This is a genomic window from Nocardiopsis sp. CNZ308 (assembly GCF_004217075.1).
On the sequence record NZ_SHKJ01000001.1, the window covers coordinates 2,695,193 to 2,708,359 of the forward strand.

The window sequence follows — 13,167 nt, forward strand, 5'->3', positions numbered from 1 at the left end:
GCTCAGAAAGCCAGGAGGAGAACTCCGGTCACGACGATGACGGAGGCGGCGACCCGCACCGGGCCGAACCGCTCCCCGAACAGCAGTGCCCCCAGCACCGCGGCGAAGACGATGCTCGTCTCGCGCAGCGCGGCGATGCCCGCGACCGCGCCGGTCAGCTGCGCCCACAGCACGAGCCCGTAGGCGACCGCGCTGACCACGCCGCCCAGGAGCCCGAACTTCCAGACCGGCTTGAGCTGGCGCGGAAGTGCGCCGCGGCGGGTGAACACCGCCACCACGAAGAACACCGGTCCCTGAAGGAGCATGAGCCACGTGATGTAGCCCAGCGGATCCTGGGTGAGGCGGACCCCGTGGGCGTCGACCACGGTGTAGACGGCGATGCTGACGCCGGTGGCGAAGGCCGCCAGCAGCGCGGGGAGCTGTGCGCGGGAGGGGCGGCCGCCCGCGAACACCAGCGTGGTCAGCCCGGCGGAGACGACCAGGACCCCGGCCAGGTCGGACGGGGGCATCGACTCGCCGAGCAGGAGGATGCCGGTCAGGGCGACCACCCACGGCGCCGTGCCGCGTGCCATCGGGTACACCTGGCCGAACTCGCCGGTCCGGTAGGAGGCCATCAGCAGGCTCATGTACAGCAGGTGGGTGGCGAGGGAGGCGAGCAGGACCGGCCAGGCCTCGCGCGGGGGAGGCCCCACGACCGGGAGCAGGGGCAGGGCGGCGAGCATTCCGCCGAGGCCGATCAGGGCGAATCCGAGCAGGCGGTCGGTGATGGAGTGGGCGATCGCGTTCCAGCCCGCGTGCAGCAGCGCCGCGAGCAGGACCACGGCCACGACCCACGGCGTCATGGGGTGGAGACGGAGGACGGGGAGGGGTTCCGACGGCGCGGGGGCGGAAGGGGCATCCGGCAAGGCTAGGCGGTTGTCCACAGGCCGGGGAGCGCGGGGTGGTGCCGGGCCCGCGGTGGGCATACCCGTCATGGGGGACGTGTTCCACGGCGCGGAGGCCGGGAGCCCCCATCAAGAGCATGCCCCTCCCGGGAGCCGTCCACCACCCCGCTGTCCCGCCTGTGGACAACCCTCCTGCTCCCGCGCGCTTCACCTCCTGCTCCCGCGCGCTCCGGCTCCCGCGCGGCTGGGGCCGCCTCGGAGACCGGTGCCGCTGCCGCGGGAATGTCGCAGGCGCGTGTGACCATGGGGACCTGCCCAGTCGAGGAGGCCCCCATGTCGTTCCAGGCTTATCTGGATGCCGTCGAGGACAAGACCGGTCTGACCCCGCGCACGCTGGTCGACCGCGCCAGGGAGAAGGGCTACGACGACCCTTCGGTCAAGGCGGGCGCCATCGTCCAGTGGCTGGCCGAGGACTACGGGCTGGGGCGCGGCCACGCGATGGCCCTGGTCCACGTCATCAAGAAGGGCCCGCGGATCAGCGCCAAGCACGTGGGCAGCACCGGTACCCACCGGGACGCCTCCACCGAGCTCTGGCTCGACGGCAAGGCGACCAGACCGCAGGCGGTCTGAGGCCGCGAGCCCCCGCACGGCCGGACGCCGCCGAGACCTCCTCCGGCCGCGCGGGCCCCGGAGCCGCCCTGGCCGAAACCCCCCGGCCCAATCCCCCCGCCCCGAGCCCCCGTGGCCGAATTCGGCCACCTCCTCCGCGCGCACCGCGACGGCCTTCCGTACCCCTCCCCGCCGTCGTCGCTGGCAGCCGTTCCCCGCTCCCGTTCATCCCAGCCAACTCACCTTTCGCACAGAACCCGACGCATTCCACTTCCCACTCCCGCCACGTACCAGCCCATCCCGGCTCGAACTGACACGGAATCCACGTTTTCCCTGCTCAGGGCATGTGGGAAGTCGAGAAGGCAGCCACACGCGCCCCAAAACACCCTTGCGTGACGCGGGAGCTACACCACTCCCGGAGTGGATTTTCCAGGTGTTCTCTACCGTGCGGAGTACAGAACCAACAAAGCTCACTAATGCGGGCAATGCGCGCATAATTGCGAAATGAGAACCACACCCCCCGACAGGCCCGCCGCGCGGGCCCGCGGACGGGGCAGACGATCGCGATGACGGCGGAACAGGACCGCCCGTCCCGGCCCCCCGGCCAGACCCCGCCGGTCCGCAGCGCGCAACAGCTCGTCCCCCTCACCCGCAACCGCGACTTCCAGGTGCTCTGGACCAGCCGGTTCCTGGCGGGACTGGGCAAGGAGAGCGGCGAGATCGCCTACCCCCTCCTCGCACTCCTCCTCGCGGAATCGGCGGCGCAGGCGGGCGTCATCGGAGCGGCCCAGGTCACCACGGCCATGATCACCGCCGTCCTCGGCGGTTCGCTCGCCGACCGGGCCAACCGCCGCACGGTGCTGCTGTGCTGCGACCTCGGACGGCTCGCGCTGCTCTCCCTCTTCACCGTTCTCCTGCTCACCGGGAACGTCACGTTCACCGTCATCGTGGGCGTCGCGGTCGGCTCCGCCGCGCTGATGGGCGTCTCCAACCCCGTCGCGATGGCCTCCGTCAAGCAGCTGGTCCCGGCCTCGCAGATGGCCGAGGCCTCCGCCCAGAACCAGATCCGCCTCTTCAGCACCACCGCCCTCGGCGGACCCTTCGCCGGAACCCTGTTCGGCGTGGGCCGGGCCTTCCCCTTCGCCGCCGAGGCCCTCGCCTACCTGGTGTCGGCGGCCCTGGTGCTGCTCATCCGCCGCCCCATGCAGGCCCACCCGACCGACGTGCGCGGACCGTGGACCCCGCGCGAGGCGGTCAGCGGGTTCACCGTGCTGGCCAGGCACCCGATCCTGCGGCCGATGATCGCGTGGATCGTCGGGTTCAACCTCACCTACACACAGACGGGCGCCTTCCTGGCCCTCATCGCGACCGCCCAGAGCCAGGGCGCCAGCCACCTCCAGATCGGGCTGACCGTCTCCCTGGCCGGATCCGGCGGCCTGCTCGGCGCGTTCTGCGCCGGGGCGGTCGTCAGGCGGGTGAGGCCCTCGGCCATCTTCCTGGTCGCGGCCTGGGCCGCCCCGGTGTGCGCTCTGGGGCTGCTGTTCGCGCCCAACGTGATGTTCCTCGGGGCGCTGGTGGGCTGCGTGTTCGCCATCGTGCCCTGCGTGAACGCCGTGTTCCACGGTTACGTCGCGGTGTCGGTCAGCGACCGCTACCAGGGCCGCGTCCTGGGCGCCGTCACGTTCATGGCGCTGGTGTCGCAGCCGGTGGGCATCCTCGGCATCGGGGTGATCTTCGACCACGCCGGACCCGCCTGGGTGTTCCTGACGATGGCGCTGGTCTCGGCGCTCGCCGCCCTGTTCAGCCTCTCCCCGGTCATGCGCGACCTGCCCCGGCCCGAGGAGGTGGCCGTGGCCTGACCGCGGCCCCGCCCCCCCCGAAGGGGCCGAGCGGTCAGGCCACGGCCGGTCGGGTGTCCGGACCGCCGCCCGGCCGGGAACCGAACGGCGACAGGCCCTCAGCCCTCGAAGGGCATCGCCATGAGCGGATCGGAGGTGGGCTGCTCGGAGCCGCCCTCGGGCTCGACGGTGACGGCCACGCCCCCGGTCGCCTCGTCCCGCGGCGCGGCCAGCACCGGGAGCACGAAGCCCGACTCGTCCACGGAGAGCACCCCGGCCGAGTAGACGCTGCCGTCGTCACGGGTCAGCCAGAGCTGGTAGTCCTCGCCCTCCAGCCGCTCCAGTCCGTGGGCGCTGAACACCAGCCGTCCGCTGCTCTCGGAGTGCACCACCGTCACGGACACGCCCTCCATGGGCTGGGCCGTGGTGTGGTCGGCGTTCGGGTCGGAGAGCACCGCCGCGATCTGCCGCTCGTTCTCCCGCAGGTCCCGCACCTGGCGCACCTGGTCCATGACGACCGCGCCCAGCGCGACCATGACGGCCAGGCAGGCGGCCAGCACCAGTCCCAGGCCCCGGGTCCAGCGCCCCGGACGCGGCACCGGCAGGCGTTCGGGAGCGGGGGCGAGCTGGCGGGTGCGCGCTACCTCCTCCAGCACGCGCTCGCGCAGTTCGTCGGGCGGCGTACCGGCGGCCGCGGTGCCCAGGAGCGCGACGGTTTCGGTGAAACCGCGCGTCTCCTGCACACAGGAGTCGCATTCGGCCAGGTGGTCCTCGAACCGCACGCTCTCACTCGGCGACAGGGCGCCCAGGGCGTAGGCCCCCGAGAGGATGTGCGGGTCCTGGCCCAGTGTCCTCCTCACCACTCCACCCCCAAGCAGTCCCGCAGCCGGATCAGGCCGTCGCGCATCCGCGTCTTCACGGTTCCCAACGGCGTCGAGAGCAGGCGGGCCACCTCACGATAGGTGTATCCGCCGTAGTAGGCCAGACGCACGGACTGGCCCTGGAGTTCGGTCAGGGTCTCCAGACAGCGGCGCACCCGCTCGCGCTCCAGGCGGTTCGTGGCCTCCTCGGCCACCTCGTCGTAGGGGCGCTGCGTGTTCGCCGCCGCCACCCTGGCCTCCCGGTCGGTGGCGGCCTGCTCGGAGCGCACCCGGTCCACCGCCCGGCGGTGCGCGAGCGTCATCACCCAGGCCTGGGGGCTGCCGCGCCGCTCGTCGTAACGGCAGGCGGTGCGCCACACCTCCACCATCACCTCCTGGGCGACCTCCTCGGACTGGGCGGGGTCGCGCAGCACACGGCGGACGAGCCCGTACACCGACGGGATGACCAGGTCGTACACCTCGCCGAACGCGCTCTCCTCACCCCGGGCCACCTGGCGGAGCAGCTCCGTGAGCCGCTGGGCCGGCGGAACCGGCGGCTCCGCCTCCGCCCCGCGGGGGCCCCGGGGCATCGCGGCGTGCTCGTCCATCCGCTCCTCTTCCTGGTGGTCCTGCGCTGCTCGCCTCGTCCGTGCGCCGGGCGGGCCCGGGTGTGCCCCGAAGGATCCCGACTCCTTCAGAGTCGCACGTCAGCCGTACCGTTCGGCTGTTCTTCCGTAGTGCGCCCGGCGGGGCTCCGTGGACACCACGGAGCCCCGCCGGGCGCGGGTGCGGTGGCGGTCCCGGACGGCCCGGCGCCAACGCTGGGACCGCCCGGGGGCCGCACCGTGCCGGAGGCCGTCAGGCGGGCATCAGCACGCCGTCGACGATGTACACCGTGGCGTTGGCGGTCTGCACGTTGCCGCAGATGACGGCCGCCTCGCCGTTCACCGTGAACTCCTCGCCGGAGCCCTCGGTGGTGACCTCTCCGCCCTGGAGCGAGGTGAACGTGCCGTCCTCCAGGTCGGCCGGGGTCTGGCGGCCCTCGACCACGTGGTAGGTCAGCACCTCGGTCAGCTGCTCCTGGTCGGCCAGCAGCGCGTCGAGGTCCTCCTGCGGGATCGCCTCGAACGCGGGGTCGGCCGGGGCGAAGACCGTGATGTCCTCGGCCGAGTTGAGCGTGTCCACCAGGTCCGCCTCGGTCACGGCCGTCACCAGCGTGGACAGCACCGGGTTGTTGGACGCGGCGGTGGCGACCGGGTCGTCCGCCATGCCCTCGAAGCTGCCCTCGCCGTCGGCGGGCACCTCGGCGCAGCCGGAACCGAAGTTCTCGCCCGCCATCTCGGTGGCGCCCTCCTCGCCGTCCACGCCGCCGCTCTCGGACTCGGTCGCGGCGGGGGTCTCCTCGGCGGCCTCCTCCTCGCCACTCATGTCGCCGCCACAGGCGGTCAGACCGAAGGCGAGCGCGGCGGCGGCCGTGATGGTGAGGCTGCTCTTGCGGATCATTGTTCGCTCCTTCAACTTGGTTAACTTCTGTTTGCTCACGTCACCGACTTGCGGCGGTGTTGGTCGAGGGGTACGTCTACTCGGCGGTGAACCGGATCCCGTGCCAGCCGGTGGCGCCGTCGGGCACGGGGTCCGCCCGTTCGGCGGGCTGGGTGAACCCGGTGGCGTCGGTGGCCCGGACCTCCACGGAGTGCTGGCCGGGTTCGACGGTGGTCTCGGCCACCCACTGGACCCAGGTGTCGATGCCGGGGACCTCGGCGAGTTCGGCCCTCTGCCACCCGCCCTCGTCCACGCGCACCTCCACGGCGTCGATCCCGCGGTGCTGCGCCCAGGCCACTCCGGCCAGGACGACCTCTCCGGCGTCCACCCGGCTCAGGGGCGCGGGCACGTCCACGCGGGACATGGCCTTGACGGGGGCGCGCACGGCCCAGCCGCGCTGCGCCCAGTAGGCCTGCTCGTCGGCGAAGCGGGTCAGCTTGACGTCGGTGACCCACTTGGTGGCGCTGACGAACCCGTAGAGGCCTGGGACGACCATGCGCGCCGGGTAGCCGTGCACGTGGGGGAGGGGTTCTCCGTTCATGCCCACGGCCAGGAGCGCGTCGCGGCCGTCCATGACGACCTCGGTCGGCGTGCCGCAGGTCCAGCCGTCGTCGGAGGTGCTGAGGATCTGGTCCGCGCCGGACCGCACGCCCGCGCGCCGCAGCAGGTCGGCCAGGGGGAAGCCCAGCCAGCGGGTGTTGCCCGCGAGGTCGCCGCCGACCTGGTTCGACACGCACGTCATGGTGATGTCGGCCTCGACGAGCTCCTCGGCGAGCAGTTCGTCCATGTCGATCTCGAAGGGGCGGTCCACCATCCCGTGCACCCTCAGCGTCCACCGGGTGGAGTCCAGCCGGGGAATGGTCAGGGCGGTGTCGATCCGGTAGAACTCCCGGTTGGGCGTGGTGAAGGGGGTCAGCCCCGGAACGCCCAGTTCGGTCGCGGCGGGCAGCGGCGGCAGCGGGTTCGCCGCCGCGGGAAGGGCGAGGGCGGAGCGCGAGCCCGCGCCTCCGCCGAGGGTCGGCAGCAGGCGTCCGAGGACACCGGCGGTTCCGGACACGGCCAGGACGCCCGCCGCGGTCAGCACGAAACCGCGTCTGCCCGGGCCCCGGTCCGGTCCGGCCTCGGGAGGAGCCTCCTCCGCACCCGCCGGTGTCCTCGGACCGCCCACCCCCGGTGGCCCGGAGTCCGCCTCGGGCCGGAGCGTCCCGCGCGCGCCGCGCACCAGGAGCGCCAGGGCCAGAGCCCCCGCGACCGCCCCGACGAGCACGGGCACCGGGGCGCCCGGGTCGTCGGAGCGGTGCGGAAGCACGGCGGCCAGCCCGACCGCGGTGAACACCGCCAACCCCGTGTACCCGGCGACGGGCCGCCGGAGCGACGCCGTGCCGAGTACGGCCCCGACACCCAGGAGGACGACGATGACCCCGGCCACGAGCACGACCTTGTCGGCTCTGCCCAGCAGGTCGATCGCCGCCTCCACCAGGGAGGGCGGTGTGATGTCGACGACCGTGTCGCCGACGGCGATCACCGGAGACACGGTGCGGAGCAGTCCTGCGGCCAGTTCGGCGGTGCCCAGTGAGGCGCCGACAGTGAGCAGCCCCAGGACTGATCCGACGACGACCCGTCGCCTGTCGCGTGGCGGGGTGTTCCCGCGTGTCTCGGTGGTCACGTCGGTCATTCGGGGCCGACGCGGGGGCGGATGGGTGTTTCCGCGGAATTTTTTTCGGACCGCGCGAGAAAGCCCGTGACCTGCGGTGACGTGGGGCAGTCGGCGGCCGCCGGAGCGCCGCCCGTTGCCCGCCACCCGTCCGGGGCGTCCCCACCGCTTGTCCGGGGCTCCCCCGGGCCCCGCTCCCGGAACCCGTTCGAGGCCCGTCCGGGTCCCGCCCGGGGCTTTCGCGCCGACCGGATCGCCCCGCACCGGGCACCGGCCGCCAAGCGGACGTAACCCTCCAACAGAGGGCAGGGTGGTCGGTTCCGCCTCGCGGGTACAGGAGGATGTTGCCCGTACGTCTCCTCAACGATCGGAGTTCCCCCACATGGCGAGGAAGTCGCCCCTACCCCTGGTCGCGCTGGCGGTCTCGGGCAGCCTCCTGCTCAGCGGCTGTACGGTCACCGAGGGGGTGTCCGACTGGTGGTCCGAGACCTTCGGAAACGCGTCGGGCCCGCCCGAGGTCAGGGAGGAGTTCCCCTACGTCCGTGAGGGCCGCATCTTCCAGGACACCGGCCGGGACAACGAGATGCGCTTCGCCGTCACCGGCCTGGAGCGCACCGACGACTACACCGTCATGTACTACGAGGTCACCTACCTCGACGAGTTCACCGGGCCCAACCGGAACATGAGCATGGCCCACACCCTCGTCGATCCGCTCACCGGCCGCGTCTACCGGCAGTTCCTGGACGAGGAGGGCCTCAAGTACGGTTCCGAGAGCCCCAACCAGGACGGCCTCTACCCGGTCCACGACGGGGTCGCCAACGAGTACGTGCGCTACTTCCCGCGCCTGCCCGACGAGGTCCGGCAGGTCACGTTCGTCGGCAGCGGACTCGGGGCCATGACCGGCATCCCGGTCGTGGACGTGGAGGAGGAGCGGGCCGACCCGCAGGACCCCAACGGGGCCGACCACCTCACCCCGGACGACCCGCCGCCGAGCGGGGAGAACCTCACCTTCGCCAACCGCCGCCCGGACGCGGACGCCGTGGCCGACGAGGGCTGGGTGCAGAGCTTCGTGGACTCCGAGATCGCCTCCACCACCCGCGACGGCGACCGGGAGATCATCTCCCTGCACTCCGACGTCATGTTCGAGTTCGACCGCTCGGACCTGACCTCCGAGGCCGAGGACGTGGTGCGCCGCGCGGCCACCAGCCTGGCCCGCAACGTCGATCCCGACGAGCCCGTCATCACCGTCATCGGCCACACCGACAGCATCGGCGACGACGCCTACAACGACAACCTGTCGGTGCAGAGGGCCGAGAGCGTGCGCGACCTGCTCGCCGAGGAGCTGGGCACCGACTACACCCTTGAGGTGGAGGGCCGCGGCGAGCACGAGCCGATCGCCCGCGAGGGCGGCCCCGACGACGACGAGGCGCGGGCGCGCAACCGGCGGGTGGAGTTCTCCTACGTCTTCAACACCACCGTGGAGACCACGGAGGAAGAGGAGTACGACGACGACGCCCTGGGCGCGGCCCAGCGCAACGTCACCTGGCCCGCGCCCTACGACGACGACCCGGGGTCCGTGGTGGCCGAGGGCGAGCTGGACGGGGTGCGCCTGGAGGTCTACCCGCTGCGCCGCGACGGCGCGTACGTCATCGGCACCGTGGCGCTGACCAACACCACCGACGAGCCGACCATGCCCGACATGGGCGGGCAGGAGGCCGTCCAGGCGGGCGGCCCAGAGCAGTTCAACAAGGGCACGCTCGGAGGTTTCCAGCTGCTGGAGCCGGAGAGCGGCCTGGTCCGCTACGTGGCCCAGATGGACTTCGGCGAGGGGCGCTACAGCAGTTTCGCCGAGGAGGTCCACATGCTCCAGCCCGACAACACCTACAGCCTGGTCGCGGTCTTCCCCGCGCCGCCGGTGGACGTGGAGGAGCTGACCCTGCGGGCGGGCCCGTTCGGTGAGTTCGAGGAGATCCCCGTGGAGTACTAGCGGGCTGGCCGGAACTGCCGCCGGTGTGGGTGTGGGGCTGACCCCGTCCCGGCCGGTGTCAGCGTTCCGGGACCGCCACAGGCACGACGAGGCCCTGGCGAGGAGCACCGGGCGCGAACCCTTCGGGCCATCCCCGGGGGCCACCGGGACCGCTCTCACACACGAGGGGGCCGCCGATCGGCGGCCCCCTCGGTCGTTCGCGTCGCGGATCAGCCCCGGATGCGCTCGGCGGCCAGCATGACCACCCGCTCCAGGTCCTCGCGCGGCACCTCCTCGCCGTAGGCGATGGCGGTGACGTACAGCTCGTCGGGCAGCGCCAGGTACAGGTGGCGGCTGGAGCCGTCCACGGTGCCCACGTACTCCAGGTCGCCGCCCAGGGAGTCGGACTCCTCGGTGTGGTAGGTGTCCACGTCCACGTCGATGTCCACCTCCCAGTTCATCTGCTCCTGCTCCCCGGGCACCCGCACCACGTCCGGGTTGGCGCTCGGGTCGGCGTTGAGGGTGAACACCAGCGTGAACGAGGAGGCGCCGGGTCCGGTGCTCCCGTCGCTGAACGAGCACACGACCTGCTCGGCGCCGTCGACTCCCTCCACCTCACCGACCTCCTCGGTGAGCACCTGCCCCGGGGCCAGCTCGCCGACCACCTCCGCGGCGCCGGCGGCAGCGCACGACTCGGGCAGCCCGTACTCCGGCGCGGCCTGCTCCGGCTGTTCCTCCTCGGGGCCGGGCGAGGCCCCGGCCTCCTGTTCCGGCGCCTCCTCACCGTCCCCGAAGGGCAGGTCCACGCCGTCTCCGAAGGACAGGTCCATCTCGAACTCGTCGAGGTCGATCACGCCGAAGCCGACGAGGGCGAACCCGCCGACGACGGCGACGGCGGCGGCCGTGCCCAGGCACGACAGGGGAGTGGACGGGATCAGGCGCATGGATGGCTTTCGGTCGGGGGAGCACCGGAGTTCGGGGTGGGGATCCGGCGGGGACACACGAAACTTAGCAAGTCCGCGGAGCGCCCGCGGCAGGGGTCGCCGTCCGCCTCCGACGGACGCCGCCTTCGCGGGTACGGCGCGGCCCCGCCGCCCTCCCGGGGCGGCGGGGCCGAGGGCGCCGGTGCGTCACATGTTGATCATGTGACCGGCCAGGCCGTGCACGGCCTCCTTGACCGCCTCGCTGAGCGTGGGGTGCGCGTGGATGTTGCGCGCCACCTCGTGCACTGTCAGGTCCCACTGCTGGGCCAGGGTCAGCTCGGGCAGCAGCTCGGTCACGTCCGGGCCGATCATGTGCGCGCCGAGGAACTCCCCGTACTTGCCGTCGGAGAGGATCTTGACGAAACCGCGCGTGTCCCCGAGGCCGTGCGCCTTGCCGTTGGCCATGAACGGGAACTTGGCGACCTGGACGTCGAAGCCCGCCTCCCGGGCCTCCTTCTCGCTGTAGCCGAAGCTGGCGATCTGCGGCTGGCAGTAGGTGGCGCGCGGGATGAACCGGTAGTCGATCTCCTGGGTCTCGGCGCCCGCGATGGTCTCCGCGGCGACGATGCCCATGGCCTCGGCGGTGTGGGCCAGCATCAGCTTGGCGGTGACGTCGCCGATCGCGAAGATGTGCGGGACGTTGGTGCGCCCCCGGGAGTCGATGCCGATCGCGCCCCGGTCGGTCAGCTCCACGCCGGTCTTCTCCAGGCCGTAGCCCTCCACGTTGGGGGCGAAGCCGATGGCCTGGAGGAGCTTGTCGGCCTCCAGGGTCTGCTCCTTGCCGCCGCCGCTGACGGTGACGCGCACGCCCTCGCCGGTGTCCTCGACCGACTCCACCCGGGTGGAGGTCATCACCTTGACGCCCAGCTTCTTGTAGGCGCGGCCCAGTTCCTTGGAGACCTCCTCGTCCTCGGTGGGCACGAGGCGGTCGAGGAACTCCACGATCGTCACGTCCACGCCGTAGTTGGCCAGGACGTAGGCGAACTCGACGCCGATGGCGCCCGCGCCGGCGATGACGATGCTCTCCGGCAGGGTGTCGGTGAGGATCTGCTCCTCGTAGGTGACGACCCGCTCGGACAGCTCGGTGCCGGGGAGCAGCTTGGTGGAGGAGCCCGCCGCGATCACCGCGTGGTCGAAGGTGACGGTCTCGGTGGCGCCGTCCTCACCGCTGACCTCGACGGTGTGGTCGTCGGTGAAGGTGCCCCGGCCGTTCAGCTCGGTGATCTTGTTCTTCTTCATCAGGTAGTGGACGCCCTTGACCCGGCCGTCCGCCACCTCGCGGCTGCGGCTGTGCGCCTTGCCGAAGTCGAACTCCACCTTGCCGTCGACCTTGATGCCGAAGAAGTCGGCCTCGTTCTGGAACAGGTGGGCGAGTTCGGCGTTGCGCAGCAGCGCCTTGGAGGGGATGCAGCCCACGTTGAGGCAGACCCCGCCCCAGTACTTCTCCTCGATGACGGCGGTCTTCAGTCCGAGCTGGGCGGCGCGGATGGCGGTCACGTAGCCGCCGGGGCCCGCGCCGAGAACCACCAGATCGAAGTGTCGCTGTCCCATGACGGGATCTCCTTGAGTGTGTTTGTGACGCACCCAGCGCAGTCGGCTTGCCCGGGTTGTCGGATTGCCGAACGCCAGCCTAGTCGGGTGCCCCCGGCGCGTGGGTGACCAGCCGCTTCCTTCACGGTACTTTCCGTGGAAGCGCCTGGTCGCGGCGGATCGCGCGCGTTCGGCGGCGGGAGGTCCCGCTCCGCGGTGCCGGTCCCGCGGTGTCAGCCCCGCGGGTCCCGCGCCCTCTCGTCATCCTGCGCCGCTCCGGCCCCGTCAGCGGCCTCGGCCTCCTCCGCGGTCCCGGCCTCCTCTACGGCCTTGGCCTCCTCCGCGGCCTTGGCCCTCTTCTGCGCGCGGTTCTGCTTGAACACGGGGACGAAGGCCATGACGACGACGATGGCCAGGGTGAACCAGAGGGCGTACCTGTCGACCAGCAGGACGATGTCGACCCCGGTCTGGCCCGCCGCGTAGCCGACGGAGGCCACGGACGCGGTGAGGACCAGGGCCCCGAGGGCGTCCAGCAGGAGGAAGGGCACCAGGCGCATCCCGGTCCAGCCCGCGATGACGAGGACGAACACGGTGGGGATGCCCGGCAGGTAGCTGAGGATGAGCGCGACCGGCATGATCCACGGGTTCATGTCCTGCGCCCGGTCGGCGAAGCGCTGCGCCCTGTCGCCCGGCGCGATGAGGTTGACGAAACCTCGGCCCCAGCGCCTGCCGACCCACCAGAACAGCCAGTCGATCTTCACCTTGCCGACGACGCCCGCGACCACGACGAGCCACAGGGGGATCTCCCCGATCCGCGCGAACGCCGCGGCCGCGCCGATCGCCGCGTTGCTGCCGGTGACGAACTCCAGCAGGACCGGGTGGTGGGCGATCAGGAAGGGCTTGAGCGGCGTCAGGGCCATGAAGAAGAGGGGAACGCCGACGAAGGCGGCCATCAGCGCCTTGTCCTGCCGGGTCGCCCTGCCCTCCCAGGGCTTGATCGCGCGCAGGGCGGCCCGGGCCTCCTCCTTCTGCGCCTCCCTCTCGGCGGCCTTGCGCTCCTCCGCGGACAGGGGTGCGCGGTCCGCGCGCGGGGAGTCCTCACCGGCGGGCGCGGTCCCGGACGCGGACACGGTTCCGGACCCGGATCCTGTTCCGGCTCCGGACTCGGCGTCGGTGCCGGGGCGGTCGCTGTTCAACGTCGTCATACCCCCAAGCTTGGCCGACCCGGGAGGCCCGCCCCCAGACGCAGGAGTCACCGGGTCGGTGTGAGAGCCGCCTGTGTCGCGGCATGACACCTGTCA

At 72.1% G+C, this 13,167-nt stretch carries 11 protein-coding genes; 3 read left to right on the forward strand and 8 right to left on the reverse strand.

What is annotated here, in order from left to right; translation table 11 throughout:
* Positions 1-2: 2 nt before the first annotated feature.
* Positions 3-842, reverse strand: coding sequence for an EamA family transporter (locus tag EV372_RS11720; protein ID WP_130396019.1), 840 nt, complete (start codon positions 840-842; stop codon positions 3-5).
* A 375-nt stretch (positions 843-1,217) separates the two neighbouring features.
* Here EV372_RS11720 and EV372_RS11725 point away from each other — a divergent pair, with 375 nt between their 5' ends.
* Together EV372_RS11725 and EV372_RS11730 are read left to right on the forward strand one after the other, a co-directional pair.
* Positions 1,218-1,514 (forward strand): DUF4287 domain-containing protein, encoded by a 297-nt coding sequence (locus tag EV372_RS11725; protein WP_130396020.1) that lies wholly within the window; start codon positions 1,218-1,220, stop codon positions 1,512-1,514.
* Between the two features lie 545 nt (positions 1,515-2,059).
* The gene (locus tag EV372_RS11730) at positions 2,060-3,352 is read left to right on the forward strand and encodes an MFS transporter (RefSeq protein ID WP_130396021.1); all 1,293 of its coding nucleotides are present in this window, start codon (positions 2,060-2,062) and stop codon (positions 3,350-3,352) included.
* A gap of 98 nt (positions 3,353-3,450) precedes the next feature.
* Here EV372_RS11730 and EV372_RS11735 read toward each other — a convergent pair whose 3' ends face one another.
* The 4 genes from EV372_RS11735 to EV372_RS11750 all read right to left on the reverse strand — a co-directional run bounded on the left by EV372_RS11735 (position 3,451) and on the right by EV372_RS11750 (position 7,408).
* Positions 3,451-4,191 carry an anti-sigma factor gene (locus tag EV372_RS11735; protein ID WP_130396022.1) on the reverse strand — a complete coding sequence of 247 codons (741 nt, stop codon included), beginning with the start codon at positions 4,189-4,191 and terminating at the stop codon, positions 3,451-3,453.
* Positions 4,188-4,799: a sigma-70 family RNA polymerase sigma factor gene (locus EV372_RS11740; protein WP_130396023.1), complete on the reverse strand. Its 612-nt coding sequence runs from the start codon at positions 4,797-4,799 to the stop codon at positions 4,188-4,190. Before EV372_RS11740 ends, EV372_RS11735 begins: the two co-directional genes overlap by 4 nt.
* A gap of 250 nt (positions 4,800-5,049) precedes the next feature.
* Positions 5,050-5,694, reverse strand: a complete 645-nt coding sequence (locus tag EV372_RS11745) for a fasciclin domain-containing protein (RefSeq protein WP_130396024.1) — start codon at positions 5,692-5,694, stop codon at positions 5,050-5,052.
* 76 nt (positions 5,695-5,770) lie between these two features.
* Positions 5,771-7,408 carry a molybdopterin-dependent oxidoreductase gene (locus EV372_RS11750; RefSeq protein WP_130396025.1) on the reverse strand — a complete coding sequence of 546 codons (1,638 nt, stop codon included), beginning with the start codon at positions 7,406-7,408 and terminating at the stop codon, positions 5,771-5,773.
* A 361-nt stretch (positions 7,409-7,769) separates the two neighbouring features.
* Between EV372_RS11750 and EV372_RS11755 the strand changes: the two genes are divergently transcribed.
* Positions 7,770-9,374 (forward strand): OmpA family protein, encoded by a 1,605-nt coding sequence (locus tag EV372_RS11755; protein WP_130396026.1) that lies wholly within the window; start codon positions 7,770-7,772, stop codon positions 9,372-9,374.
* Positions 9,375-9,583: 209 nt separating this feature from the next.
* Here the strand turns inward: EV372_RS11755 and EV372_RS11760 are convergent, their stop codons facing one another.
* The 3 genes from EV372_RS11760 to EV372_RS11770 all read right to left on the reverse strand — a co-directional run bounded on the left by EV372_RS11760 (position 9,584) and on the right by EV372_RS11770 (position 13,071).
* Positions 9,584-10,297 carry a hypothetical protein gene (locus tag EV372_RS11760; protein WP_130396027.1) on the reverse strand — a complete coding sequence of 238 codons (714 nt, stop codon included), beginning with the start codon at positions 10,295-10,297 and terminating at the stop codon, positions 9,584-9,586.
* 186 nt (positions 10,298-10,483) lie between these two features.
* Entirely contained in the window at positions 10,484-11,887 is a 1,404-nt protein-coding gene (lpdA, locus tag EV372_RS11765; RefSeq protein ID WP_013156354.1) for a dihydrolipoyl dehydrogenase, read from the reverse strand.
* Positions 11,888-12,099: 212 nt separating this feature from the next.
* Positions 12,100-13,071: a VTT domain-containing protein gene (locus tag EV372_RS11770; RefSeq protein ID WP_130396028.1), complete on the reverse strand. Its 972-nt coding sequence runs from the start codon at positions 13,069-13,071 to the stop codon at positions 12,100-12,102.
* Positions 13,072-13,167 lie beyond the last annotated feature (96 nt).

Bases quoted from the DNA above. Each gene is read 5' to 3' on its own strand.
- EV372_RS11730 (WP_130396021.1), top strand. From the start codon at position 2,060: ATGACGGCGGAACAGGACCGCCCGTCCCGGCCCCCCGGCCAGACCCCG.
- lpdA (WP_013156354.1), bottom strand. From the start codon at position 11,887: ATGGGACAGCGACACTTCGATCTGGTGGTTCTCGGCGCGGGCCCCGGC.
- EV372_RS11760 (WP_130396027.1), bottom strand. From the start codon at position 10,297: ATGCGCCTGATCCCGTCCACTCCCCTGTCGTGCCTGGGCACGGCCGCC.
- EV372_RS11725 (WP_130396020.1), top strand. From the start codon at position 1,218: ATGTCGTTCCAGGCTTATCTGGATGCCGTCGAGGACAAGACCGGTCTG.
- EV372_RS11745 (WP_130396024.1), bottom strand. From the start codon at position 5,694: ATGATCCGCAAGAGCAGCCTCACCATCACGGCCGCCGCCGCGCTCGCC.
- EV372_RS11755 (WP_130396026.1), top strand. From the start codon at position 7,770: ATGGCGAGGAAGTCGCCCCTACCCCTGGTCGCGCTGGCGGTCTCGGGC.
- EV372_RS11720 (WP_130396019.1), bottom strand. From the start codon at position 842: ATGACGCCGTGGGTCGTGGCCGTGGTCCTGCTCGCGGCGCTGCTGCAC.
- EV372_RS11750 (WP_130396025.1), bottom strand. From the start codon at position 7,408: ATGACCGACGTGACCACCGAGACACGCGGGAACACCCCGCCACGCGAC.
- EV372_RS11740 (WP_130396023.1), bottom strand. From the start codon at position 4,799: ATGGACGAGCACGCCGCGATGCCCCGGGGCCCCCGCGGGGCGGAGGCG.
- EV372_RS11770 (WP_130396028.1), bottom strand. From the start codon at position 13,071: ATGACGACGTTGAACAGCGACCGCCCCGGCACCGACGCCGAGTCCGGA.